Source organism: Isoptericola sp. NPDC055063, assembly GCF_053608125.1.
Genome location: NZ_JBSGUW010000010.1, coordinates 17,051 through 36,855, shown reverse-complemented (window position 1 = coordinate 36,855; position 19,805 = coordinate 17,051). Strand labels below are relative to the sequence as shown.

General features: G+C 73.5%; 18 protein-coding genes. 1 reads left to right on the top strand and 17 read right to left on the bottom strand.

Annotated elements, in window-relative coordinates:
* Nucleotides 1-200: 200 nt before the first annotated feature.
* The 11 genes from ACWF41_RS13330 to ilvD (ACWF41_RS13280) form a co-directional block, all read right to left on the bottom strand.
* Nucleotides 201-1,295, bottom strand: coding sequence for an ABC transporter permease subunit (locus tag ACWF41_RS13330; protein ID WP_380322266.1), 1,095 nt, complete (start codon nucleotides 1,293-1,295; stop codon nucleotides 201-203).
* Nucleotides 1,292-2,278 (bottom strand): ABC transporter ATP-binding protein, encoded by a 987-nt coding sequence (locus ACWF41_RS13325; RefSeq protein ID WP_380322263.1) that lies wholly within the window; start codon nucleotides 2,276-2,278, stop codon nucleotides 1,292-1,294. Before ACWF41_RS13325 ends, ACWF41_RS13330 begins: the two co-directional genes overlap by 4 nt.
* Before the next feature lie 160 nt (nucleotides 2,279-2,438).
* Entirely contained in the window at nucleotides 2,439-3,758 is a 1,320-nt protein-coding gene (locus ACWF41_RS13320; protein WP_380322260.1) for a VOC family protein, read from the bottom strand.
* Nucleotides 3,755-4,084 (bottom strand): 4a-hydroxytetrahydrobiopterin dehydratase, encoded by a 330-nt coding sequence (locus tag ACWF41_RS13315; protein ID WP_380322258.1) that lies wholly within the window; start codon nucleotides 4,082-4,084, stop codon nucleotides 3,755-3,757. The genes ACWF41_RS13320 and ACWF41_RS13315 overlap by 4 nt, the downstream gene beginning before the upstream one ends.
* A gap of 32 nt (nucleotides 4,085-4,116) precedes the next feature.
* On the bottom strand, nucleotides 4,117-4,701 hold the full coding sequence (locus tag ACWF41_RS13310) for a pyridoxamine 5'-phosphate oxidase family protein (protein WP_380322255.1): 585 nt from the start codon (nucleotides 4,699-4,701) through the stop codon (nucleotides 4,117-4,119).
* Between the two features lie 32 nt (nucleotides 4,702-4,733).
* The gene (gene ilvD, locus ACWF41_RS13305; RefSeq protein WP_380322252.1) at nucleotides 4,734-6,422 is read right to left on the bottom strand and encodes a dihydroxy-acid dehydratase; all 1,689 of its coding nucleotides are present in this window, start codon (nucleotides 6,420-6,422) and stop codon (nucleotides 4,734-4,736) included.
* Entirely contained in the window at nucleotides 6,419-7,255 is an 837-nt protein-coding gene (locus ACWF41_RS13300; protein ID WP_380322249.1) for a PaaX family transcriptional regulator, read from the bottom strand. The genes ilvD (ACWF41_RS13305) and ACWF41_RS13300 overlap by 4 nt, the downstream gene beginning before the upstream one ends.
* On the bottom strand, nucleotides 7,252-8,514 hold the full coding sequence (locus ACWF41_RS13295) for a kynureninase (protein ID WP_380322246.1): 1,263 nt from the start codon (nucleotides 8,512-8,514) through the stop codon (nucleotides 7,252-7,254). Before ACWF41_RS13295 ends, ACWF41_RS13300 begins: the two co-directional genes overlap by 4 nt.
* Complete coding sequence (locus ACWF41_RS13290) at nucleotides 8,511-9,569, bottom strand: hypothetical protein (protein ID WP_380322243.1); 1,059 nt, start codon at nucleotides 9,567-9,569, stop codon at nucleotides 8,511-8,513. Before ACWF41_RS13290 ends, ACWF41_RS13295 begins: the two co-directional genes overlap by 4 nt.
* On the bottom strand, nucleotides 9,566-10,474 hold the full coding sequence (locus tag ACWF41_RS13285; RefSeq protein ID WP_380322240.1) for a tryptophan 2,3-dioxygenase: 909 nt from the start codon (nucleotides 10,472-10,474) through the stop codon (nucleotides 9,566-9,568). Before ACWF41_RS13285 ends, ACWF41_RS13290 begins: the two co-directional genes overlap by 4 nt.
* A 43-nt stretch (nucleotides 10,475-10,517) precedes the next feature.
* Entirely contained in the window at nucleotides 10,518-12,380 is a 1,863-nt protein-coding gene (ilvD, locus tag ACWF41_RS13280) for a dihydroxy-acid dehydratase (protein ID WP_380322237.1), read from the bottom strand.
* Between the two features lie 241 nt (nucleotides 12,381-12,621).
* Here ilvD (ACWF41_RS13280) and ACWF41_RS13275 point away from each other — a divergent pair, with 241 nt between their 5' ends.
* Entirely contained in the window at nucleotides 12,622-13,197 is a 576-nt protein-coding gene (locus tag ACWF41_RS13275) for a DoxX family protein (protein ID WP_380322234.1), read from the top strand.
* A 49-nt stretch (nucleotides 13,198-13,246) separates the two neighbouring features.
* On the opposite strand, the gene ACWF41_RS13270 is transcribed toward ACWF41_RS13275, so the two are convergent.
* From ACWF41_RS13270 to gatC, 6 genes are all read right to left on the bottom strand, one after another.
* The gene (locus ACWF41_RS13270) at nucleotides 13,247-14,767 is read right to left on the bottom strand and encodes a peptide MFS transporter (RefSeq protein ID WP_380322231.1); all 1,521 of its coding nucleotides are present in this window, start codon (nucleotides 14,765-14,767) and stop codon (nucleotides 13,247-13,249) included.
* Nucleotides 14,768-14,872: 105 nt separating this feature from the next.
* The gene (locus tag ACWF41_RS13265) at nucleotides 14,873-15,700 is read right to left on the bottom strand and encodes a bifunctional allantoicase/(S)-ureidoglycine aminohydrolase (protein ID WP_380323974.1); all 828 of its coding nucleotides are present in this window, start codon (nucleotides 15,698-15,700) and stop codon (nucleotides 14,873-14,875) included.
* A gap of 186 nt (nucleotides 15,701-15,886) precedes the next feature.
* Nucleotides 15,887-16,468 carry a GNAT family N-acetyltransferase gene (locus tag ACWF41_RS13260; RefSeq protein WP_380323977.1) on the bottom strand — a complete coding sequence of 194 codons (582 nt, stop codon included), beginning with the start codon at nucleotides 16,466-16,468 and terminating at the stop codon, nucleotides 15,887-15,889.
* A complete protein-coding gene (gene gatB / locus ACWF41_RS13255) occupies nucleotides 16,468-17,973 on the bottom strand; it encodes an Asp-tRNA(Asn)/Glu-tRNA(Gln) amidotransferase subunit GatB (RefSeq protein ID WP_380323980.1) in 1,506 nt (501 codons plus the stop codon). The genes ACWF41_RS13260 and gatB overlap by 1 nt, the downstream gene beginning before the upstream one ends.
* A 25-nt stretch (nucleotides 17,974-17,998) precedes the next feature.
* Nucleotides 17,999-19,504: an Asp-tRNA(Asn)/Glu-tRNA(Gln) amidotransferase subunit GatA gene (gene gatA, locus ACWF41_RS13250; protein WP_380323983.1), complete on the bottom strand. Its 1,506-nt coding sequence runs from the start codon at nucleotides 19,502-19,504 to the stop codon at nucleotides 17,999-18,001.
* Nucleotide 19,505: 1 nt separating this feature from the next.
* On the bottom strand, nucleotides 19,506-19,802 hold the full coding sequence (gene gatC, locus ACWF41_RS13245) for an Asp-tRNA(Asn)/Glu-tRNA(Gln) amidotransferase subunit GatC (RefSeq protein WP_380323985.1): 297 nt from the start codon (nucleotides 19,800-19,802) through the stop codon (nucleotides 19,506-19,508).
* Nucleotides 19,803-19,805: the final 3 nt, after the last annotated feature.

Sequence of the window (19,805 nt, the reverse complement as noted above, 5' to 3'; positions counted from 1 at the left end):
GGACTGACGAGGGTGAGCGCGCTGACGAAGCCTGGTGCGTGGGCCTAGTCGGCGCGCCCGGGAAGAAGTACTACGAGGATCGTCTGCACGGATCGAACGTTACGCCCGCCACCTCGCGATGTCACGTCGTGAGCCCGGTGTCCCATCATGCGGACAGCATGCGGGACGCCGGGCTCACGACCAGGGGCGACGAGGGGCGGTCAGCTCACGTCACGGCGCCGGAACACGACCGCGGCGACGATCAGGGCCACGACGGTGAGAGCGAGCAGGTAGAGCCCGCCCTGCGCCTGGGAGACCACCTTCTCGACCCAGACGCAGTCGACGATGCCGGACTCCCCCGGCGCGCACTGCTGGGTGTTGTAGACGGCCCCGTCGTTCAGCCACGCGCCGAGGTTCACCACGGGGTTCCAGGCCTGGGCGACGTCGAAGGCGCCGGTCACGAGCGTCCCGACCCAGGCGAGGACGGCCGCCACGCCGATGGCGGCCGCCGCGTGCCGGAAGATCGCGCCGAGAGCCGCGCCGATCATCGCGAGCGCCGTCGCCTCCACGACGAGACGCCCGCCGAACCCGGCGATCTCCCCCCAGCGCTCCGCCGTGAGGTCGCCGACCGTGCCGAACGCCGCGTACACGGCGTAGACCGCGCCGATCAGCGCCACCGTGCCGAGCACCGTCAGCGGGATCGTCCCCGCCCCGGCGGCCACCGCCTTCGACCAGAACACCCGGCGACGGCGCGGCTCGAACGTCAGCCACAGGCCGAGGGCACCGGAGCTCGTCTCGGCGGTCACGAAGCTCACGCCCAGCACGAACGCGATCGCGACGACGGCGAGGGCGCTGGTCGCGATCCGCTGCGTGCCCGCCCCCCAGTCGCTCCACATCGAGGTGTTGATCGCGGCGGCCCGGGGGTCGACGTCGTCACCGTCGAGCCCGCGCTCCTCCGCGTAGGTGTCGAGGTCCGGGGCTTCGGCGGCCGGCGGCACGAAGTAGGGCTGCGGCGGCAGGAACCAGTCCAGCCGCGGCTCCATGTCGTCGCACCCGTAGTCCACGGCCGGGTCGGGGTCCGCCTCCTCGGACTCCTTGCACTCCGCGACCTGCTCGTCGCCGGACTCCTCCCAGCTCGCCAGCTCCTGCTGGTACATCTGCTCGGCTTCCGCGAGCTGCGTCTCCGTGGGAGGCCGGGCGCTCCCGTACGCGGAGAACGCCGTCATGGCCGCGACCGCGAGCACCCCGACCAGCGCCCACCAGGTGAGCCGGCGGGCCCACAGCCTCCGCAGCTCCACGCGCAGCAGGCGGTTCATGCGTCCACCTCCGTCGTCGCGCGGCTGGCACTGGTGTGGCCGCCGGGCGTCTCGTGCGCGGTGAGCCCGAGGAACACGGACTCCAGGTCGGCCTGCAGCGGCGCGAGCTCGTGCACCCAGACGCCCCGCTCGCCGAGCGCGCGGTTCACCTGGGCGGGGTCGGCGGCGCCGTCCACCACGAGCGCGTCGTGCTCGCGGCGCACCAGCAGCCCGCTGGTCTCCAGGACGCTCGTCGCGATCGTGAGGTCCTGCGGCGACACGCGCAGCCGCACGGACCCCGTGGCCGTGCCGGCGCCGATGAGGTCGGCCACCCGGCCCGACGCGACGAGGCGCCCGCGGGCCACGATCGAGACCGTGTCCGCGATGTGCTCCACCTCGGCGAGGATGTGGCTGGACACGAGCACGGTCTTGCCCTGGTCGGCCAGGCCGCGCATCGTCTGGCGGATCTCCCGGATGCCGGCCGGGTCGAGGCCGTTGGTGGGCTCGTCGAAGATCAGCAGGTCGGGGTCCTTGAGCAGCGTCGCCGCGATGGCGAGGCGCTGCTTCATCCCGAGCGAGTACGTGCGGTACTTGTCCCGCGCGCGGCCGGTGAGCCCGACCTCGTCGATGACGGCGTCCACGCGCCCCGCGGGCGCGCCGATCGCGTCGGCGAGCAGGCTCAGGTTGCGGCGGGCGCTGAACGCCGGGAAGAACTTGGGGCTCTCGACGATGGCGCCCACCCGGCCCACGACGTCGGGCAGCTGCTTCGGCACCTCGTGCCCGAAGATCGTGGCGGTGCCGCGGTCCGGCCGGACCAGCCCGAGGAGCATGCGGATCGTCGTCGTCTTCCCGGAGCCGTTGGGGCCGAGGAAGCCGTGCACCCCGCCCACCGGCACCCGCAGGTCGAGGCCCTCGACCCCGACCGACCTCCCCCGCACGCTCCGGTACGTCTTGCGCAGCCCTCGCGTCTCGATCGCGAGCTCTGTGCCGGCTGTCTCGGACACCGCCACCTCCTCGTGGCCGCGGAGTCACCGAGGCCCAGGTCGTCGCCCCGGGCGCTCCGGCGCGCGCCCCGGAGCATAGCGGCAGGTCGGGGTCCTCGGTGGCAGCGCACCGGGCCTGACCAGCGGGTTCTCAGATTTCACCCGGTCGGTCGCGCCGCGGTCAGTCGGCGCCCCGCGCCTCCGCGCGGCCAGGGATCACGGCGATGTCCACCTCGTTGCCCTCGGGGTCGGCCACGGTGCGCCAGAACGGCGACTCCGCGTCGCGCACGACGCGGCCGCCCGCCGCGACGGCCGCGGCGACCCGCGCGTCGGCGACGTCGGCCGGGACCATGACATCCACGTGGATCCGGTTGCGCTGCTCGCGCGGGGCGTCCAGCTGCTGCAGGTACACCGACGGGCCGCGCAGCAGCGGGTCGTACAGGTCGGTCCCGCCCCGCTCGCGGTAGCCGAGCGCCGCGGCCCAGAACGCCTGCACCGCCGCGACCTCCAGCGCGTCGAACGTGAGCTGCACGTCGCGCAGCTGCGCGGGCTCCGCGCGCAGGCCCAGGTCGCGGGCGGCGGCCTGCGCCTGCTGGGCGAGCCGCACCCGGGCGTCGTCGATCCAGCCGTCCTCCGGCGGCCCGACGCGCAGCGTCACCCCGGCGTACCGGACGTCGGCGAACAGGCTCACGCCCGCCTCCTCCGCGGCGCGGGCCGCCCGCGCGACGAGCTCGACGCCCGCGTCGAAGCCGCCCGTCACGTAGTGCGCGCTGGCACCCTGCAGCACCCGCCAGTCCTCGACGCCGCCGGCCGCTCGGAACTCCTCCGGGGTCAGCAGGCCGTCGGCCAGGTCCTCGTCGAAGCCCTCCCAGGCGACGACGTCGGCCTCGTTCCCCTCCACGTCCGCGAGCGTCCACCAGTGCGGCACGAACTCCTCGGTCGTGACCCGCCCGCCGGCCGCGAGCGCCGCGTCGACGCGCGCCTGCCGCACGTCGTGCGGGACGAAGACGTCCAGGTGCAGCCGGTTGCGCAGCGGCCGCGGCTCGGTCATCTCCTGGAACCAGATGCCGGGCCACCGCCCGTGCGGGTCCGCGAGGTCCTCGCCCGTGCGGCGGTGCCCGAGGACGGCGCCCCAGAAGGGCATGACCTGCTCGCGGTCGGCGGCGTCGATCGTCAGCTCGACCTCCTGCACCGCGCCCGGGTCCGCGACGAGCCCGAGGTCGGCGGCCGTCGCGGAGACCTCGCGCGCCAGCGCGACGTCCCGCTCGCTCAGCCCGCCGACGTCGTGGGAGACGACCCGCACGACGACGCCGTCCGGCCGCAGGTCCACGTCGGGGTGGTGGTTCGCCCCGTCCGCGAGCACCCGCACCCGCTCGAGGAGGACAGCGCCCTCCCCCAGGGCACGGGTGCGGAAGAGCGCGCTCGCGCCGGTGCCGAGGGCGCGCCAGTCGGCGGTGCCGGCCGCCGCCTCGAACCCTGCCGGCGTGATCTCGTCGCTCACCGCCGCCCGCCCGCGTGGTGGCGTGCCTCCACCGGGATCTCCAGCTCGCGGGCGGCGTCGCTGATCCGGCGGGCCAGGTCCACGTCGCGCGTGGTCAGGCCCCCGGAGTCGTGCGAGGACGTGCGTACGGTGAGCGTCGCGTACTGCAGGTCCACGTCGGGATGGTGGTTCACCGCGTCCGCGATCTCCGCGATCGCGTCGACGAAGCGCGCGCCGGCCGCGAACGACCCGCTCCGGAAGACCGCCCAGGCGGAGCCGTCGTCCGCCTGCCAGTCCGCGACGCCGTCGGCGTGGAGGAACTCTCGCGGCGTGATCGAGTCGCTCATGCCCCCAGCATCGCCCGGCGGCGTGGCGCTCGCTAGCCCGCGTGGCCGGTGGGAGCGGTGGGGAGGGGGTCGTCGTCGTACGCCGGCAGGCCGTCGATGCTGGTGCGGTTCTTCTGCCGCCGGTACTCGGCCTGGCCCTCGGTGCCCTTGCGGTCCATGAACGGGGGCAGCAGGTCGCGCTCCCCCACGTAGTCGAGCAGCGGCACCCCGTAGCCGCAGGAGTCCGACACCCGGTCGACGTCGACCACGATCACCGCCCGCGCCCCGCGCCTCTCGGGGAAGCGCGGCTCCCAGGCCGCGTACTCGTCGTCGTAGATCGTCACGACGCGGCCACGGCCGTGCATGCGCACGATGTTCGGTGGCCCGTCGAAGGCGCAGAACATCAGGGTGATGCGCCCGTTCTCGCGCAGGTGCGCGATGGTCTCCGCGCCGGACGCCGTGAGGTCGAGGTAGGCGACGGTGTGCTCGTCGACGACCACGAAGGACCCGTCGATCCCCTTCGGCGAGACGTTGACGTGCCCGTCGCCCGCCAGCGGCGCGGTCGCGACGAAGAAGACGTGCTGGGCCTCAAGGAAGCTCCGCAGCCGGCCGTCGATCCGCTCGTGCACCTTTCCCATGCAGCGATCCTGCCTGGTCAGAGCCGGTCGCGTCAGCCCAGGACCGCTCCTCGGGACGCCGACTGCACCAGTTTCGTGTACTTGGCGAGCACCCCGCGCGTGTACCCGTGGCTCAGGGGCGCCCAGCCGTCCCGGCGCGACGCGAGCTCGGCGTCGTCGACCAGCAGGTCGAGCGTCTTGCGCGCGACGTCGAGGCGGATGCGGTCGCCGTCGCGCACGAACGCGATCGGCCCGGCGTCGACGGACTCGGGGGCGATGTGCCCCACGCACAGGCCGGTGGTGCCGCCGGAGAACCGCCCGTCGGTGATGAGCAGCACGTCCTTGCCCAGCCCCGCGCCCTTGATCGCGCCTGTGATGGCGAGCATCTCGCGCATCCCCGGCCCGCCCTTGGGCCCCTCGTAGCGGATGACGACGACGTCACCGGCGGTGATCGTGCCGTCCTCGAGGGCGTCCAGGGCGGCGCGCTCCCGCTCGAAGACGCGGGCCGTGCCCTCGAAGACGTCGGAGTCGAAGCCGGCCGACTTCACGACCGCGCCCTCGGGGGCGAGCGACCCGTGCAGGATCGTGATGCCGCCCGTCGGGTGGATCGGCCGGTCCAGAGCGCGCAGGATCTTGCCGTCCGGGTCGGGCGGGGCGATGTCGGCCAGGTTCTCCGCGACGGTGCGCCCGGTGACGGTGAGGCAGTCGCCGTGCAGCAGGCCGGCGTCGAGCAGCGCCTTCATCACGACGGGGACCCCGCCGATGCGGTCGACGTCGTTCATGACGTAGCGGCCGAACGGCTTGAGGTCGCCGAGGTGCGGCACACGGTCGGCGACGCGGGAGAAGTCGTCGAGGGTGAGCTCCACCTCCGCCTCGTGCGCGATGGCGAGCAGGTGCAGCACCGCGTTGGTGGAGCCGCCGAACGCCATCACCACGGCGATCGCGTTCTCGAAGGCCTCCTTGGTGAGGATCTGGCGCGCGGTGATGCCGCGCCGCAGCAGCTCGACCACCGCCTCGCCGGAGGCCTGGGCGAAGGCGTCGCGACGGCGGTCCGCCGACGGCGGCGCGGCCGACCCCGGCAGCGACATGCCGAGCGCCTCCGCCGCCGACGCCATCGTGTTGGCCGTGTACATCCCGCCGCACGCGCCCTCGCCGGGGCAGATGGCGCGCTCGATGCGGCCGACGTCCTCCTCGCTCATCAGCCCCCGCGCGCACGCCCCGACGGCCTCGAACGCGTCGATGATCGTCACGTCCTTCTCCGTGCCGTCCGAGAGCTTCACCCAGCCGGGCATGATCGAGCCGGCGTAGAGGAACACGCTCGCGAGGTCCAGGCGGGCCGCGGCCATGAGCATCCCCGGCAGCGACTTGTCGCAGCCGGCGAGGAGCACCGAGCCGTCGAGCCGCTCGGCCTGCATCACCGTCTCCACCGAGTCCGCGATGACGTCGCGGGAGACGAGCGAGAAGTGCATCCCCTCGTGCCCCATGGAGATGCCGTCGGAGACGGAGATGGTGCCGAACTCGAGCGGGTAGCCCCCGCCCGCGTGCACGCCGTGCTTCACCGCCTGGGACAGCCTGTCCAGCGAGAGGTTGCACGGCGTGATCTCGTTCCACGAGCTCGCGACGCCGATCTGCGGCTTCGCGAAGTCGTCGTCGCCGAGCCCGACGGCGCGCAGCATGCCGCGCGCGGCCGTCGCCTCCAGGCCGTCGGTGACCTGGCGGGACCGGGGCTTGAGATCGCTCATGCCCCGAGCGTAGGGACGACGGCGCGCACGTGCGCGGCGGCCGGCCCCGCGAGCGCGGCGCGCAGCGCGGCGAACCGTGCGACACCCGCGGTGCCCGGCCAGTCCGCGGGCAGCACGGCGGCAGGCAGCCCGGGGTCGACGTACGGCAGCGGGCGCCAGTCGTCGACGGCGCGCACCCAGCGCGCGAAGGCGTCGGCCGGGTCCCTGCCCGCGGCGGCGGCCTCGGGGTCGGGGTGCGCCGCGAGGAAGGCGCGGTGCCGGGCGGCGAGATCGTCCAGGTCCCACCAGCGGGCGACCGCGTCCGCGAGCGCCCCGGCCACGCGGGGCGTGCCCGTGAGGAACACGGTGGCGGCGTCGCGCAGGCCGAGCCCGTCGAGGATGCCCTCGACCTCGTCGGTGAGGTGGCCGGGGCAGATCCACAACCCGTCCGCGACCGTGCCGCACCCGATGCCGGCCAGGTGCCGGCGCAGCTGGTGGCGCGCGTCGCGCCGCGCCTCGGGGATCGAGAACGACACGAGGCACCAGGGCTCCTCCGAGCCCTGCTGCCGGAAGCCGAAGATCCGCCGGTCGCCGCGCGCGAGCATCGCCTCCGCGCCCGGAGCGAGGCGGTACCCCGCCCGCCCGCCGGGCTCCTCGGCGTCGAGCAGGCCCCGGGCCTTCGCCCGCGAGACCGCCGACCGCGCGACCCCGGGAGCCACGCCTACCGTGCCGAGCAGCGCGACCAGGTCCGCGACGGCCAGGTGCCCGCCCAGGTCGCGGGCGTACAGGCCCACGACCGTGCGCAGCAGCGACGTCGCGCTGCCGGGGCGGGCGTCGAGGTCGTCGAGGATCACGCGGTGCCCGTGATGCCCGCGCCCGTCACCTCGACCAGCGCGTCGCGCACCGCCTCCACGCCGACGCGCACCTCGTCGAACGACGTGGACAGCGGCGAGAGGCCGAGGCGCAGGCCGTTCGGCCGGCGGAAGTCCGGGATCACGCCGCGCTCCCACAGCAGCGGCAGGGTGTCGGCGAACGCGTCGTGGTCGACGGTCACGTGGCTGCCGCGGCGGTCGTCGTCCCGCGGGGAGGCGACGCGCACGCCGAGCGGCACGAGCAGGTCGTCGACGAGCTCCAGCGCGAACCGGGTGAGCGCCACCGACTTGGCTCGGACGGCGTCGAGCCCGGCGTCGGCGACGAGGTCGAGCATGTCCTGCATCGCCAGCATCCCGACGATCGCCGGCGTGCCGGACAGGAACCGCCGCACACCGGCGTGCGGCGCGTACGCGGGGCCCATCTCGAAAGGCTGGTCGCTGCCCATCCAGCCCTGGATCGGCTGCACCAGCTCGTCCTGCAGGTCCGCGCGCACGTAGCCGAACGCGGGCGACCCCGGCCCGCCGCCCAGGTACTTGTACGTGCAGCCGGCGGCGAGGTCGGCGCCCCACGCGTCGAGCGCGACGGGCACCGCGCCCGCGGAGTGACACAGGTCCCACAGCACCAGTGCGCCGGCGTCGTGCGCGCGCCGGGTGATCTCCGCGGCGTCGCTCACGTACCCCGAGCGGTACGCCACGTGGCTCAGCACGACGAGCGCCGTCCGCTCGCCCAGCACCGCGGAGACCTGGTCCGGCGTGACGCCGCCGTCGTGGTCCGGCGCGATCCAGCGCAGCGTGGCGCCGTGCTCGCGGGCCACGCCCTCCAGCACGAAGCGGTCGGTCGGGAAGTTGCCGGAGTCGAGGACGATCTCGTCGCGCCCGGCCGCCCGCGGCGACGACAGCGCCGCGCGCACCAGCTTGTAGAGGATCACGGTGGTGGAGTCGCCGACGAACGTCTGGCCCGGCGCCGCGCCGAGCGCCACCGCGCCGATGCGGTCGCCGAGGCGCAGCGGCAGCTCGTACCACTCCTCGTCCCAGCCGCGGATGAGGCGGGCGCCCCAGACCTCCGGCGCGAAGCGGGCGAGCCGCTCGGCGGACGCCCTCGTGGGGCGGCCCAGCGAGTTCCCGTCGAGGTAGGCCGTCACCTCGTCGGAGGGGACGAACGCGGACGTGAACCGGGCCAGCGGGTCGGCGGCGTCCAGCGCGGCGGCGCGGTCGCGGCGGGTGGCGGCGGCGGTGGTCATGCGGCTCCTCCGGGTGCGGTGGGCTGGTCGGTGGGTGGGACGAAGGCGGGGTCGCTCAGGTCGGCGACGTCGAGGACGGTGGCGCGGGCGAGCCACGCGGCGTGCACGGCACCGTCGTCGGCCCGCGCGGGTGCCCGGCCCGGCACGAACGACACCAGGCCGGCGGGCGGGTCGTCGCCCACCAGCGCCTGGAGCAGGGAGCGTCTGCCGAGCCCGGCCGCCGCGAGCGCGGCCAGCTCGCGGGCGTTCAGCCCCACCGGCAGCGGGCCGTTGCCCAGGTCGGTGCCGTAGCGGACGCGGCCGCCCGCCGCGACGAACCGGCGGACGTTGTCGAGGGCGGTGTCGTAGGCGGCGGCCTCCTCGGGCGTCGGGTCGCCCCAGCCGTGGACGTCGAGGGTGCTGAGCCAGGTCGTCGGCCGGCCCGCGGCCCCGCCCGAGGCCATCGCCACGAGCAGCTCGTCGGGCAGGCGCTCGCTGAACGGGGCGTGCGCCAGCCGGTCGGCCCCCGCCGCGAACGCGCGCGCGGCCTGGCCCGGCCCCTCGGCGTGGGCGACGACGTCCCGCCCCCGGGCGTGCGCCCGGTCGACGACGGCGGCCAGCGTGGCGTCGTCGGGCGTCGGCCCGGCGCCCGCGTGCAGCGCGACCTTGACGAACGACGCCCCGGCGGCCACCTGCCGGTCCACGGCGGCGACGGCGGCCGCCGGGTCGGCGACCTCCTCGACCCAGGCGGCGGGTGCCCACGGCCGGTCGCCCGGGTACCCGCCCGGCGCGGTGAGGAACGCCCCCGCGTACGCGACGCGCGGCATCGCCGGGTCGCCGGCCGTCGCCGTCGCCAAGGCCGCAAGGTCGGCCGCGGTCCCGCCCAGGTCGTGCACGGCGGCGACGCCGCGCGACCTCAGCGGCGCCGGGTCCACGAGGCCCAGGTGCACGTGATGGTCGGTGAACGGCGGGAGCAGGGTGCCCGCCTCCTGCAGGCGGAGGCGGACCTCCGCCGGGACGGTGCCGGGGAGGGTGACCGGGGCGAGGCCCGGGGGCACCCGGAGCGGGCCGGTCACGACCGTGCGCCCGGACCCGCCGTCGCCCCGATCTCGGTGCGCACCGCGAACAGCTCGGGGAAGAACGTGAGGTCGAGCGCCCGCTGCAGGAAGCCGACGCCGCTGGAGCCGCCGGTACCGCGCTTGGTGCCGATGATGCGCAGCACCGTCTTCATGTGCCGGAAGCGCCAGAGCTGGAAGTTGTCCTCGAGGTCGACGAGCTCCTCGCAGGTCTCGTACGCCGACCAGTCGGACTCGGGGTCGGCGTAGATGCGGCGGAACACCTCGACGAGGTCCTCGTCGAGCGCGTGCGCGGTGGTGACGTCGCGGTCGAGCACCCGCTGCGGCACGTCGTGGCCGTGCCGGGCGAGGTAGCGCAGGAACTCGTCGTACACGCTGGGCTCGGCGAGCAGCCGGGCGAGCTCCGCGCGCGCCTCGGGCTCCGCGTCGAACACCGCGAGCATCCGGGCGTTCTTGTTGCCGAGCAGGAACTCGACCGCCCGGTACTGCCAGGACTGGAAGCCCGACGCGTTGCCGAGGAAGCCGCGGAACTGGGCGTACTCGCTGGGCGTGAGGGTCGCGAGGACCGACCACTGCTCGGTCAGCGTGCGCTGCACGTGCTTGACGCGCGCGATGCGCTTGAGCGCCGCCCCGAGCTCGTCGGCCGCGAGGAGGTCGCGGGCGGAGACGAGCTCGTGCCGCACCAGCTTGAGCCACAGCTCCGTGGTCTGGTGCTGCACGATGAACAGCATCTCGTCGTGGTGCGCGGGCGTGCTGATCGGCTCCTGGGCCGACAGCAGCCGGTCCAGGTGCAGGTACGAGCCGTAGGTCATCCGCTCGCGCAGGTCGGTGACGATCTCCGGCTCGAGCTCCCGCTCGTTGCGCGCGGCGGACGTCGGGGCAGGCTGCGGCGGCTGGTCGACCATGCCCGGAGCCTACGCCACGGCTATGACGCGAACGTGACGACCGTCAGCGTCGCGCGATGAGCGACACGTCGCGCACGGCGCCGCGGTCCGCGGACGTCGCCATCGCGGCGTACGCCTGCAGGGCCGGGGACACGTAGCGGTCGCGGTTCTCCGGCTGCCACGGGTTCTCCCGGGCCTCCATCTTGGCGCGACGCTCGGCGAGCACCTCGTCCGGCACGTTGAGGCGGATCAGCCGGGTGTCGACGTCGATCTCGATCTCGTCGCCGTCCTCGACCAGGCCGATCGTGCCGCCGGCCGCAGCCTCGGGCGACACGTGCCCCACGGAGATGCCGCTCGACCCGCCGGAGAACCGGCCGTCGGTGATCAGCGCGCAGACCTTGCCCAGGCCACGACCCTTGATGAACGACGTCGGGTAGAGCATCTCCTGCATGCCCGGGCCGCCGGACGGGCCCTCGTAGCGCACCACCACGACGTGGCCCGGCTGGACCTGCTTGGTGAGGATCTTCTCGACCGCGTCCTCCTGCGACTCGCAGACGAGGGCCTTCCCCACGAAGTGGAAGACGTCCGGGTCGACGCCCGCCGTCTTGAACACGGCGCCGTCGGTGGCCAGGTTGCCGCGCAGCACGGCCAGGCCACCCTCCACGGTGTACGCGTGCTCGAGGTCGCGGATGCAGCCGCCGGCGGCGTCCGTGTCAAGGCTCTCCCACACGTTCGACGTCGAGAAGGCCTGCGTGGTGCGCACGCCCCCGGGCGCCGCGTGGAACAGCTCGACCGCCTGCTGGGTGGCCTTGCCCCCGCGCACGTCCCAGTCGTCCAGCCAGCCCCGCAGGGTCGGCGAGTGCACGGACGTCACGTCGTGGTCGAGCAGGCCGGCGCGGTCCAGCTCGCCCAGCAGGGCGGGGATGCCGCCGGCGCGGTGCACGTCCTCCATGTGGTAGTCCGGGTGGTTCGGCGCCACCTTGCTCAGGCACGGCACCCGGCGGCTGATCGCCTCGATGTCGGACAGGTCGAAGTCGACCTCGCCCTCCTGCGCCGCGGCCAGGATGTGCAGCACCGTGTTGGTGGAGCCGCCCATCGCCACGTCGAGGGCCATCGCGTTGGAGAACGCCGCCTTGGTGGCGATCGACCGCGGCGCGGCCGAGTCGTCCTCGTCGTCGTAGTACCGCTTGGCCAGGTCGACGATCGTGCGGCCGGCCTCGAGGAAGAGCTCCTTGCGAGCGGCGTGCGTGGCCAGCGTCGAGCCGTTGCCCGGCAGCGACAGGCCCAGCGCCTCGGTGAGGCAGTTCATCGAGTTCGCGGTGAACATGCCCGAGCAGGAGCCGCAGGTGGGGCAGGCGTTCTCCTCGACCTGGGCGAGCGCGGCGTCGGACACGTTGTCGTCGGCCGAGTAGTTGATCGCGTTGATGAGGTTGAGCGGGGTCTTCGCCACTCCGTCGGCGACGACCGCCTTGCCGGCCTCCATCGGCCCGCCGGACACGAAGATCACCGGGATGTTGAGACGCAGCGCCGCGTTGAGCATGCCGGGCGTGATCTTGTCGCAGTTCGAGATGCAGACGAGGGCGTCCGCGCAGTGCGCGTTGACCATGTACTCGACCGAGTCGGCGATGAGGTCGCGGCTGGGCAGCGAGTAGAGCATCCCCGCGTGACCCATCGCGATGCCGTCGTCCACCGCGATGGTGTTGAACTCCTTGGACACGCCACCCGCCTCGCGGATCGCCGAGGCCACGAGGTCGCCCATGTCCTTGAGGTGGACATGGCCCGGCACGAACTGCGTGTAGGAGTTCGCGATCGCGACGATCGGCTTGCCGAAGTCCTCCGAGCCCATGCCGGTGGCGCGCCAGAGCGCGCGGGCACCGGACATGTTGCGGCCGTGGGTGGACGTCCGAGAGCGCAGGGGACGGCTCATGTCAGCTCCTTCGACGAGTGGTGCCGCGCCATCACGGACGGCGCGCACGGGAACGCTACGCCCGCCGTCCCGCATCCCGGGCATTCGTCCGTCCTTTGGTCGCTTTGCCGGTCGAAACGACACGAAGGTCACGAAATGGTTGCGACGCCGAGGCAACCTTGGCATCTTGACCCGAGTTCGGCAGCACTCCGTCCAAATCAGACCGGCACCACGCAGCGCACCACGATCAGGGAGCTCACTCATGACCGCGACCGCCGCAGGACACGACACGACCCGTACCACGACCACCGACCGCACCCGCGCGGACGACGACGCGCACGTCGTCACCCGCCCGGCCGCGCGCCGCGCGCTGGCCCTGTGTCGCCTCCTCCTGGCCGGGGTCTTCCTGTGGCCCGTGGCCGACAAGACGTTCGGCCTGGGCTACGCCACCCCCGCCGAGCGCGCGTGGGTGTCCGGCTCCTCCCCCACGGCCGGGTACCTGGGCTCGATCGAGAGCCCGCTCGCCGCCGGCTTCGCCACGCTCTCCGGCCCCGCCGTCGACTGGCTCTTCATGCTCGGCATGCTCGGCACGGGCCTGGCCCTGCTGCTCGGCATCGGGCTCCGCGTCGCCGCCGTGGCCGGCGGCCTGCTCATGCTGTCCCTGTGGGCCTCCGTCTGGCCGTTCGCCGCGGGCTCGCAGAACCCCGTCGTCGACCAGCACCTGCTCTACGCGGCCCTGCTCGTCGCGCTCGCCCTGACCCGCGCCGGCGACACCTGGGGGCTCGGCCGCGCCTGGGCCGCCTCGCCGGTCCCCGGCAGCGCGGGCTGGCTGCGCTGACGCGGCACCTCGCCGCCCCTGCACCACGCACCCCCGCGGCGCCGGCGCCTCACGCGCCGGCGCTGTGGGTGTGCTCCAGCTCGTCGGCGTGGCGGATGTGCCGCGTGACCCACGGCGCGAGCAGCAGCAGGATCCCCGCGAACACGAGCGCCACCACACCGATCCCGCCGAAGTACGCCGTGTCCGACACGCCCTCGGTCGCCTCGATCGTCTGGGCGGTGATCGCCTGCCCCGCGGCGGACGACAGGAACCACAGCGCCATCGCCTGCCCACGGAAGGCGCGCGGCGCCAGCAGCGTCGTGGCCGCGATGCCGACCGGCGACAGGCACAGCTCGCCGAGCGTCTGGATGACGTAGACGCCGATGAGCACCCAGGGCGGCGCCTTCGCGTCGGCGAAGACCTCGGACATCCCGGCGAGGAACAGGAACGACAGCGCCGCGAGCGTGAGCCCCATGACGAACTTGTAGGCGGTCGGAGGGCGGTCGCCCGTCTTGGTCCAGATCCACGCGAACACCGGCGCCAGGACGATGATCGACGCGGGGTTGATCGACTGGAAGAACGCCGGCGACAGCTCGATGCCGAAGAGGTTCAGGTCCGTGCGGTCCGCGGCGAACTGCGTCAGCGTCGTGGCCGCCTGCTCGAAGATCATCCAGAACAGCATCGCCGCGACGAACAGCGGCACGTAGGCCAGCACCCGCGGCCGCTCGGCATCCGTCACGCGCTTCGACCGGTACATCACGGTCAGCAGCACGACCGGGGTCGCCAGCGCGAGGTACGACACCGCGTCGATGAAGGTGTCCGTGCTCCAGCCCCCGGCCATCAGCACCGCGAGCACGGTCGCGACGGCGATGGCGCCCAGCACGATCAGGCCGAGACGGACCACGGCCGGCCGGTCCTCCGGCGTGATCGGGTTGGGCACGTCGGTGCCGGCCTTGCCGAGGTACTTGTACCCGGCGACGAAGAAGACGAGCGCGATGCCCATGCCGACGGCGGCGACCGAGAAGCCCGCGTGGTAACCCCACTGGCGCTGCACGAAGCCCACGACGAACGGCGAGAAGAACGACCCGAGGTTGATCCCCATGTAGAAGATCGAGAAGGCCGGGTCGCGACGCGGGTCGTCGCGGGAGTACAGCTCGCCGACCATCGAGGAGACGTTCGGCTTGAGCAGGCCGGTGCCGAAGGCGACCAGGCCGATGCCGAGCATCGAGAAGGCGTAGGTCGGCACCGTGAGGGAGACGTGCCCGGCGGCGATGATGATGCCGCCGTACAGCACGGACCGGCGCGCCCCGACCACGCGGTCGGCCAGCCAGCCGCCGACCACCGACAGCAGGTAGACGGACGTGCCGTAGATGGACACGAAGGCCGCGCCGGTGGTCGCGTCCATCCCGAGACCGCCGTTGAGCACGGTGTCGGTCAGGTAGAGGTACAGGATGGCGCGCATCCCGTAGTAGCTGAACCGCTCCCACAGCTCGGTGGTGGCGAGCGTCATCAGGCCCCGCGGATGCCCGAAGAACGCCCTGTCCCCCTCGTGCTCCGGGTGCTGCCCGGGCGGCGCCGCCTGGTCGGTCATACCTGAAACTGTGACACCGGCGGTGAACGACGGCGAACGGACGACGCAGGTCGCGTCGTCCGGTCGCCGGGGTGCTGCGGCAGGGTGTCGCCGCGGTGGCCGCGGTCAGCGGCGGTCCAGCTTCACCTGCCGGTTCACGTCCTTGTAGAGCAGGTAGCGGAAGGGCTTGGGGCCGCCGGCGTAGCAGGCCTGCGGGCAGAAGGCGCGCAGCCACATGAAGTCGCCCTCCTGCACCTCCACCCAGTCGCCGTTGAGGCGGTAGACCGCCTTGCCCTCGAGCACGTACAGGCCGTGCTCCATGATGTGCGTCTCCGCGAAGGGGATGGAGCCGCCGGGCTGGAACGTCACGATGTTGACGTGCATGTCGTGCGCGAGGTCGTCGGGGTCGACGAAGCGCGTCGTGGCCCAGGCGCCGTCGGTGTCGGGCATGGGGCGCGGCTCGACGTCCTGCTCGCGCGTGACGAAGGTCTTGGCCTCATGGCCGTCGATGCGCTCGTAGACCTTGCGGACCCACTGGAACGCGGCCTTGGCGTCCGAGCGGTTGTGCAGCGCCCAGGCGTCGCCGGCCGCGAGGTAGGCGTAGCCGCCCGGCTCGAGGACGTGCTCGGCGCCGCCGACGGTCAGCACCAGCGTGCCCTCGGTGACGAAGACGACCGACTGCACGGTCTCCTCGATCTCGCCGCGGTCGGTGCCGCCGCCCGGGGAGACCTCGACGACGTACTGCGCGAACGTCGTCGCGAAGCCCTCGACGGGGCGCGCGAGCACCCACAGGCGGGTCTTGTCCCAGCCGGGCAGGTTCGAGGTGACGATGTCGCGGAGCACGCCGCGCGGGATGACGGTGTACGCCTCGGTGACGATCGCTCGGTCCGTGAGCAGCTCCTCCTGCCCGGGCAGCCCGCCCTGCGGGGTGTAGTAGCGGGTGGTCTGGGTCATGGGTCTCGCTCCTCGCTCGCCGTCGATGCGACTCGTGTCCTTGCCTCGCAGTTCTTCCATGTAACGGAAAACTGTTTCTGCTATATGAATTTATGGGGTGCCGGCGGCGGTGTCAAGAATGGTCGGGAACGACGACGCCGGCCCCCGCGAAGTCGCGGGTGCCGGCGTCGTACGGCGGGCGGGCGCTCAGCCCTCGCCGGCCCCCGCGCGGAACTCGTCCTCGAGGATGCCCATGACGATGGCGTCGGCCCAGCCCTGCCCGTCGCGGAAGGCGTCGCGCAGGCGCCCCTCCTCGCGGAAGCCGAGCGAGTCGTACAGCGCGCGGGCCCGCGGGTTGATGCTCGTCACCGCGAGGCTGACCCGGTGCAGGCCGGGGCCCGCCGGGTCGAACGCGAACCGCAGCACCTCGCCGATGGCCTCGCGCCCGTACCCGCGGCCGCGGTAGTCCGGCATCATCCGCAGGCGCAGGTTGGCCGACATCAGCCGCAGGTCCACCTGGTCGAGGGAGATCTCGCCCAGGAGGTCGTCGCTGACGAGCTCCCCGTCCCGCACGGCCGCCGACGTGACCGCCCAGTCGTACCGGCCGGCCAGGTCCGCCGCGGTCGCCGCCCACGAGCCCACCTCGGCGCGGGACGAGGCACCGCTGGTGCCCATCCCCGAGAGCCGGCCGTTGTCGGGGTCGCGCAGCGACGCCCACAACCGGTCGGCGTCCCGCGCCTCGAGCGCGCGCAGGCGCACGAGCTCCCCGTGCAGGACGGGCGAGCGCATCAGCCGATCCTCTCCAGCACCAGCTCGCGCACGCGCTTGGCGTCCGCCTGACCCTTGGTGGCCTTCATGACGGAGCCGATGATGGCGCCCACGGGCCCCTGGTTGCCGGAGCGGACCTTCTCCACGATGTCCGGCTGCGCCGCGAGCGCCGCGTCGATCGCCTCGAGGAGCGGGCCGTCGTCGGAGACGACCTCCAGCCCGCGGGCCACCACGACCTCCTCCGGGCCGCCCTCGCCGGCGAGCACGCCGTCGAGCACCTGCCGGGCGATCTTGTCGTTGATGCGGCCGGAGTCGACGAGCTGCTGGAGCTCGCCGATCTGCGCGGGCGTGATCGCGAGGTCCGCGAGCTCGACCTCCTCCTGCTTGGCGCGGCGGGCCAGCTCGCCCATCCACCACTTGCGCGCGGCGGCCGGGCTCGCGCCCGCGGCCACCGTGGCCTCGACGAGGTCCAGGGCGCCCGCGTTGACGACGTCGCGCATCTCGGCGTCCGCGAAACCCCACTCGTCGTGCAGGCGGCGACGGCGGGCCTGCGGCAGCTCCGGCAGGGTGGCGCGGATCTCCTCGACCCACTCGCGCGACGGGGCCACCGGCACGAGGTCGGGCTCCGGGAAGTACCGGTAGTCCTCGGCGTCGGACTTCACGCGGCCGGGCGACGTCGAGCCGTCCTCCTCGTGGAAGTGGCGCGTCTCCTGGATCACGGTCTGCCCGGCGTCCAGGAGCGCGGCCTGCCGCGAGACCTCGTAGCGCACGGCCCGCTCCACGGACCGGAAGGAGTTGACGTTCTTCGTCTCCGTGCGCGTGCCCAGCGGCGACTCAGGCGTGGGGCGCAGCGAGAGGTTGACGTCGGCGCGGACGTTGCCGCGCTCCATGCGGGCCTCGGAGACGCCGAGCACCCGGAAGATGTCGCGCAGCGCCTGCACGTAGGCGCGGGCCACCTCGGGCGCCCGCTCCCCCGCGCCGGTGATCGGCTTGGTGACGATCTCCACCAGCGGGACGCCGGCGCGGTTGTAGTCGACCAGCGAGTACTCGGCGCCATGGATGCGGCCCGCGGAGCCGCCGACGTGCGTGTTCTTGCCGGCGTCCTCCTCCATGTGCGCGCGCTCGATCTCGACGCGGTGCACGGTGCCGTCCTCGAGCTCGACGTCGAGCCAGCCCTCGTAGGCGATCGGCTCGTCGTACTGCGAGGTCTGGAAGTTCTTCGGCACGTCCGGGTAGAAGTAGTTCTTCCGGGCGAAGCGGCAGGTCTCCGCGATCTGGCAGTTGAGCGCCAGGCCGATGCGGATCGCGTACTCGACGGCGGTGCCGTTGACGACGGGCAGCGCGCCCGGCAGGCCGAGCGAGACCGGCGTGGTCTGCGTGTTCGGCTCGGCGCCGAAGGACTGCTCCGCCGCGCAGAACATCTTGGTGCGGGTGCCGAGCTCGACGTGCACCTCGATGCCGAGCACCGGGTCGTACCGGCGCACGGCGTCGTCGTAGGCGACGAGAGCAGGGGTCGTGGTGGTCACAGTGGTGGTCTCCTGTTCTCCGCCGTCAGCCCAGCTCGGGCGCGCGCGACAGCAGCGGGGCGCCCCAGGTGGACTCGAGGGCCGACTCGAGCGCGGCGCCGACACGGTAGAGGCGGTCGTCCGCCTTCGCCGGCGCGAGGATCTGGAACCCGACGGGCAGGCCGTCGTCGGACAGGCCGTTGGGCACCGAGATGCCCGGCACGCCGGCGAGGTTGGCCGGGATGGTCGCGACGTCGTTGAGGTACATCGCCAGCGGGTCGTCCAGCTTCTCCCCCAGCTTGAACGCCGTGGTGGGCGCCGTGGGCGAGACCAGCACGTCGGCCTGCGAGAACGCCGAGTCGAAGTCGCGCTGGATGAGCGTACGGACCTTCTGCGCGCTGCCGTAGTAGGCGTCGTAGTAGCCGGCCGACAGGGCGTAGGTGCCCAGGATGACGCGGCGCTTGACCTCGTCGCCGAAGCCGGCGCCGCGGGTGGCGGCCATGACGCGCTCCGCGGTGACCGGGCCGTCGGTGGGCTCGACGCGCAGCCCGAAGCGCATGCCGTCGAACTTCGCGAGGTTGCTCGACGCCTCCGCGGGCATGATCAGGTAGTACGCGGCGAGCGCGTAGTCGAAGCTCGGGCAGGAGACCTCGACGACCTCGGCACCGGCCTTGGTGAGCAGCTCGAGCGACTCGTGGAACCGGGCCAGCACGCCCGGCTGGTAGCCCTCGCCCTGCAGCTGCGTCACGACACCCACGCGCAGGCCGGACAGGTCGCCCAGCGCGCCGGCGCGGGCGGCCTCGACCAGCGGCGGCAGCGCCTCGGGGATGGACGTGGAGTCGCGGGGGTCGTGCCCGCCGACGAGCTCGTGCAGGAGCGCGGAGTCCAGGACCGTGCGGGTGACGGGGCCGGCCTGGTCCAGCGACGACGCCATCGCGATGAGGCCGTAGCGGGACACGCTGCCGTAGGTGGGCTTGACGCCGACGGTGCCCGTGACGGCGCCCGGCTGGCGGATCGAGCCGCCGGTGTCGGTGCCGATCGCGAGCGGCGCCTCGAAGGCGGCCACGGCGGCCGCCGAGCCGCCGCCCGAGCCGCCGGGGATGCGGTCGAGGGCCCACGGGTTGTGGGTGTCGCCGAACGCGGAGTGCTCCGTGGAGGAGCCCATCGCGAACTCGTCCATGTTCGTCTTGCCGAGGATCGGCAGGCCCGCGGCCCGGATCTTCTCGACGAGCGTCGCGTCGTAGGGCGGGATCCAGCCCTCGAGGATCTTGGAGCCGGCGGTCGAGGGCATGCCCTTCGTGACCACGATGTCCTTGAGCGCGATCGGCACGCCGGCCAGCGGGTGCAGCTCCTCGCCGGCGGCGCGGCGGGCGTCGACGTCGGCGGCCGTGGCCAGCGCGTCCTCGTCGCTCACGTGCAGGAACGCGTGCACGTCGCCGTCGACGGCCGCGATGCGGTCCAGGTGCGCGCGCGTGGCCTCGACGCTCGAGGCCTCCTTGCGGGCCAGGACGTCGGCGAGCTCCGCCGCGCTGAGGCGGGTCAGGTCCGTCATCTCACTCCTCCCCGAGGATCTGCGGCACGGCGAAGCGCCCGTCCTGGGCGTCCGGCGCGGCGGCCAGCACGTCCGCGACGGGCAGCGCGGGCTGCGGCACGTCCTCGCGGAACACGTTGGTCATGGGCAGCGGGTGGCTCGTCGCGGGCACGTCGGGGGTGGCGACCTCGTTCACGCGGGCGATCGAGTCGACGATGACGTCGAGCTCGCCGGCGAGCCGGTCGACCTCGTCGTCGCGCAGGTCGATCCGGGCCAGGGCGGCGACGCGCGCGACCTCGTCTCGGGAGATGGTGGACATGGC

Bases quoted from the DNA above. Each gene is read 5' to 3' on its own strand.
- ACWF41_RS13330 (WP_380322266.1), bottom strand. From the start codon at position 1,295: ATGAACCGCCTGCTGCGCGTGGAGCTGCGGAGGCTGTGGGCCCGCCGG.
- ACWF41_RS13315 (WP_380322258.1), bottom strand. From the start codon at position 4,084: ATGAGCGACTCGATCACGCCGCGAGAGTTCCTCCACGCCGACGGCGTC.
- ACWF41_RS13310 (WP_380322255.1), bottom strand. From the start codon at position 4,701: ATGGGAAAGGTGCACGAGCGGATCGACGGCCGGCTGCGGAGCTTCCTT.
- ilvD (WP_380322252.1), bottom strand. From the start codon at position 6,422: ATGAGCGATCTCAAGCCCCGGTCCCGCCAGGTCACCGACGGCCTGGAG.
- ACWF41_RS13295 (WP_380322246.1), bottom strand. From the start codon at position 8,514: ATGACCACCGCCGCCGCCACCCGCCGCGACCGCGCCGCCGCGCTGGAC.
- ACWF41_RS13285 (WP_380322240.1), bottom strand. From the start codon at position 10,474: ATGGTCGACCAGCCGCCGCAGCCTGCCCCGACGTCCGCCGCGCGCAAC.
- ilvD (WP_380322237.1), bottom strand. From the start codon at position 12,380: ATGAGCCGTCCCCTGCGCTCTCGGACGTCCACCCACGGCCGCAACATG.
- ACWF41_RS13275 (WP_380322234.1), top strand. From the start codon at position 12,622: ATGACCGCGACCGCCGCAGGACACGACACGACCCGTACCACGACCACC.
- ACWF41_RS13270 (WP_380322231.1), bottom strand. From the start codon at position 14,767: ATGACCGACCAGGCGGCGCCGCCCGGGCAGCACCCGGAGCACGAGGGG.
- ACWF41_RS13265 (WP_380323974.1), bottom strand. From the start codon at position 15,700: ATGACCCAGACCACCCGCTACTACACCCCGCAGGGCGGGCTGCCCGGG.
- ACWF41_RS13260 (WP_380323977.1), bottom strand. From the start codon at position 16,468: ATGCGCTCGCCCGTCCTGCACGGGGAGCTCGTGCGCCTGCGCGCGCTC.
- gatA (WP_380323983.1), bottom strand. From the start codon at position 19,504: ATGACGGACCTGACCCGCCTCAGCGCGGCGGAGCTCGCCGACGTCCTG.
- gatC (WP_380323985.1), bottom strand. From the start codon at position 19,802: ATGTCCACCATCTCCCGAGACGAGGTCGCGCGCGTCGCCGCCCTGGCC.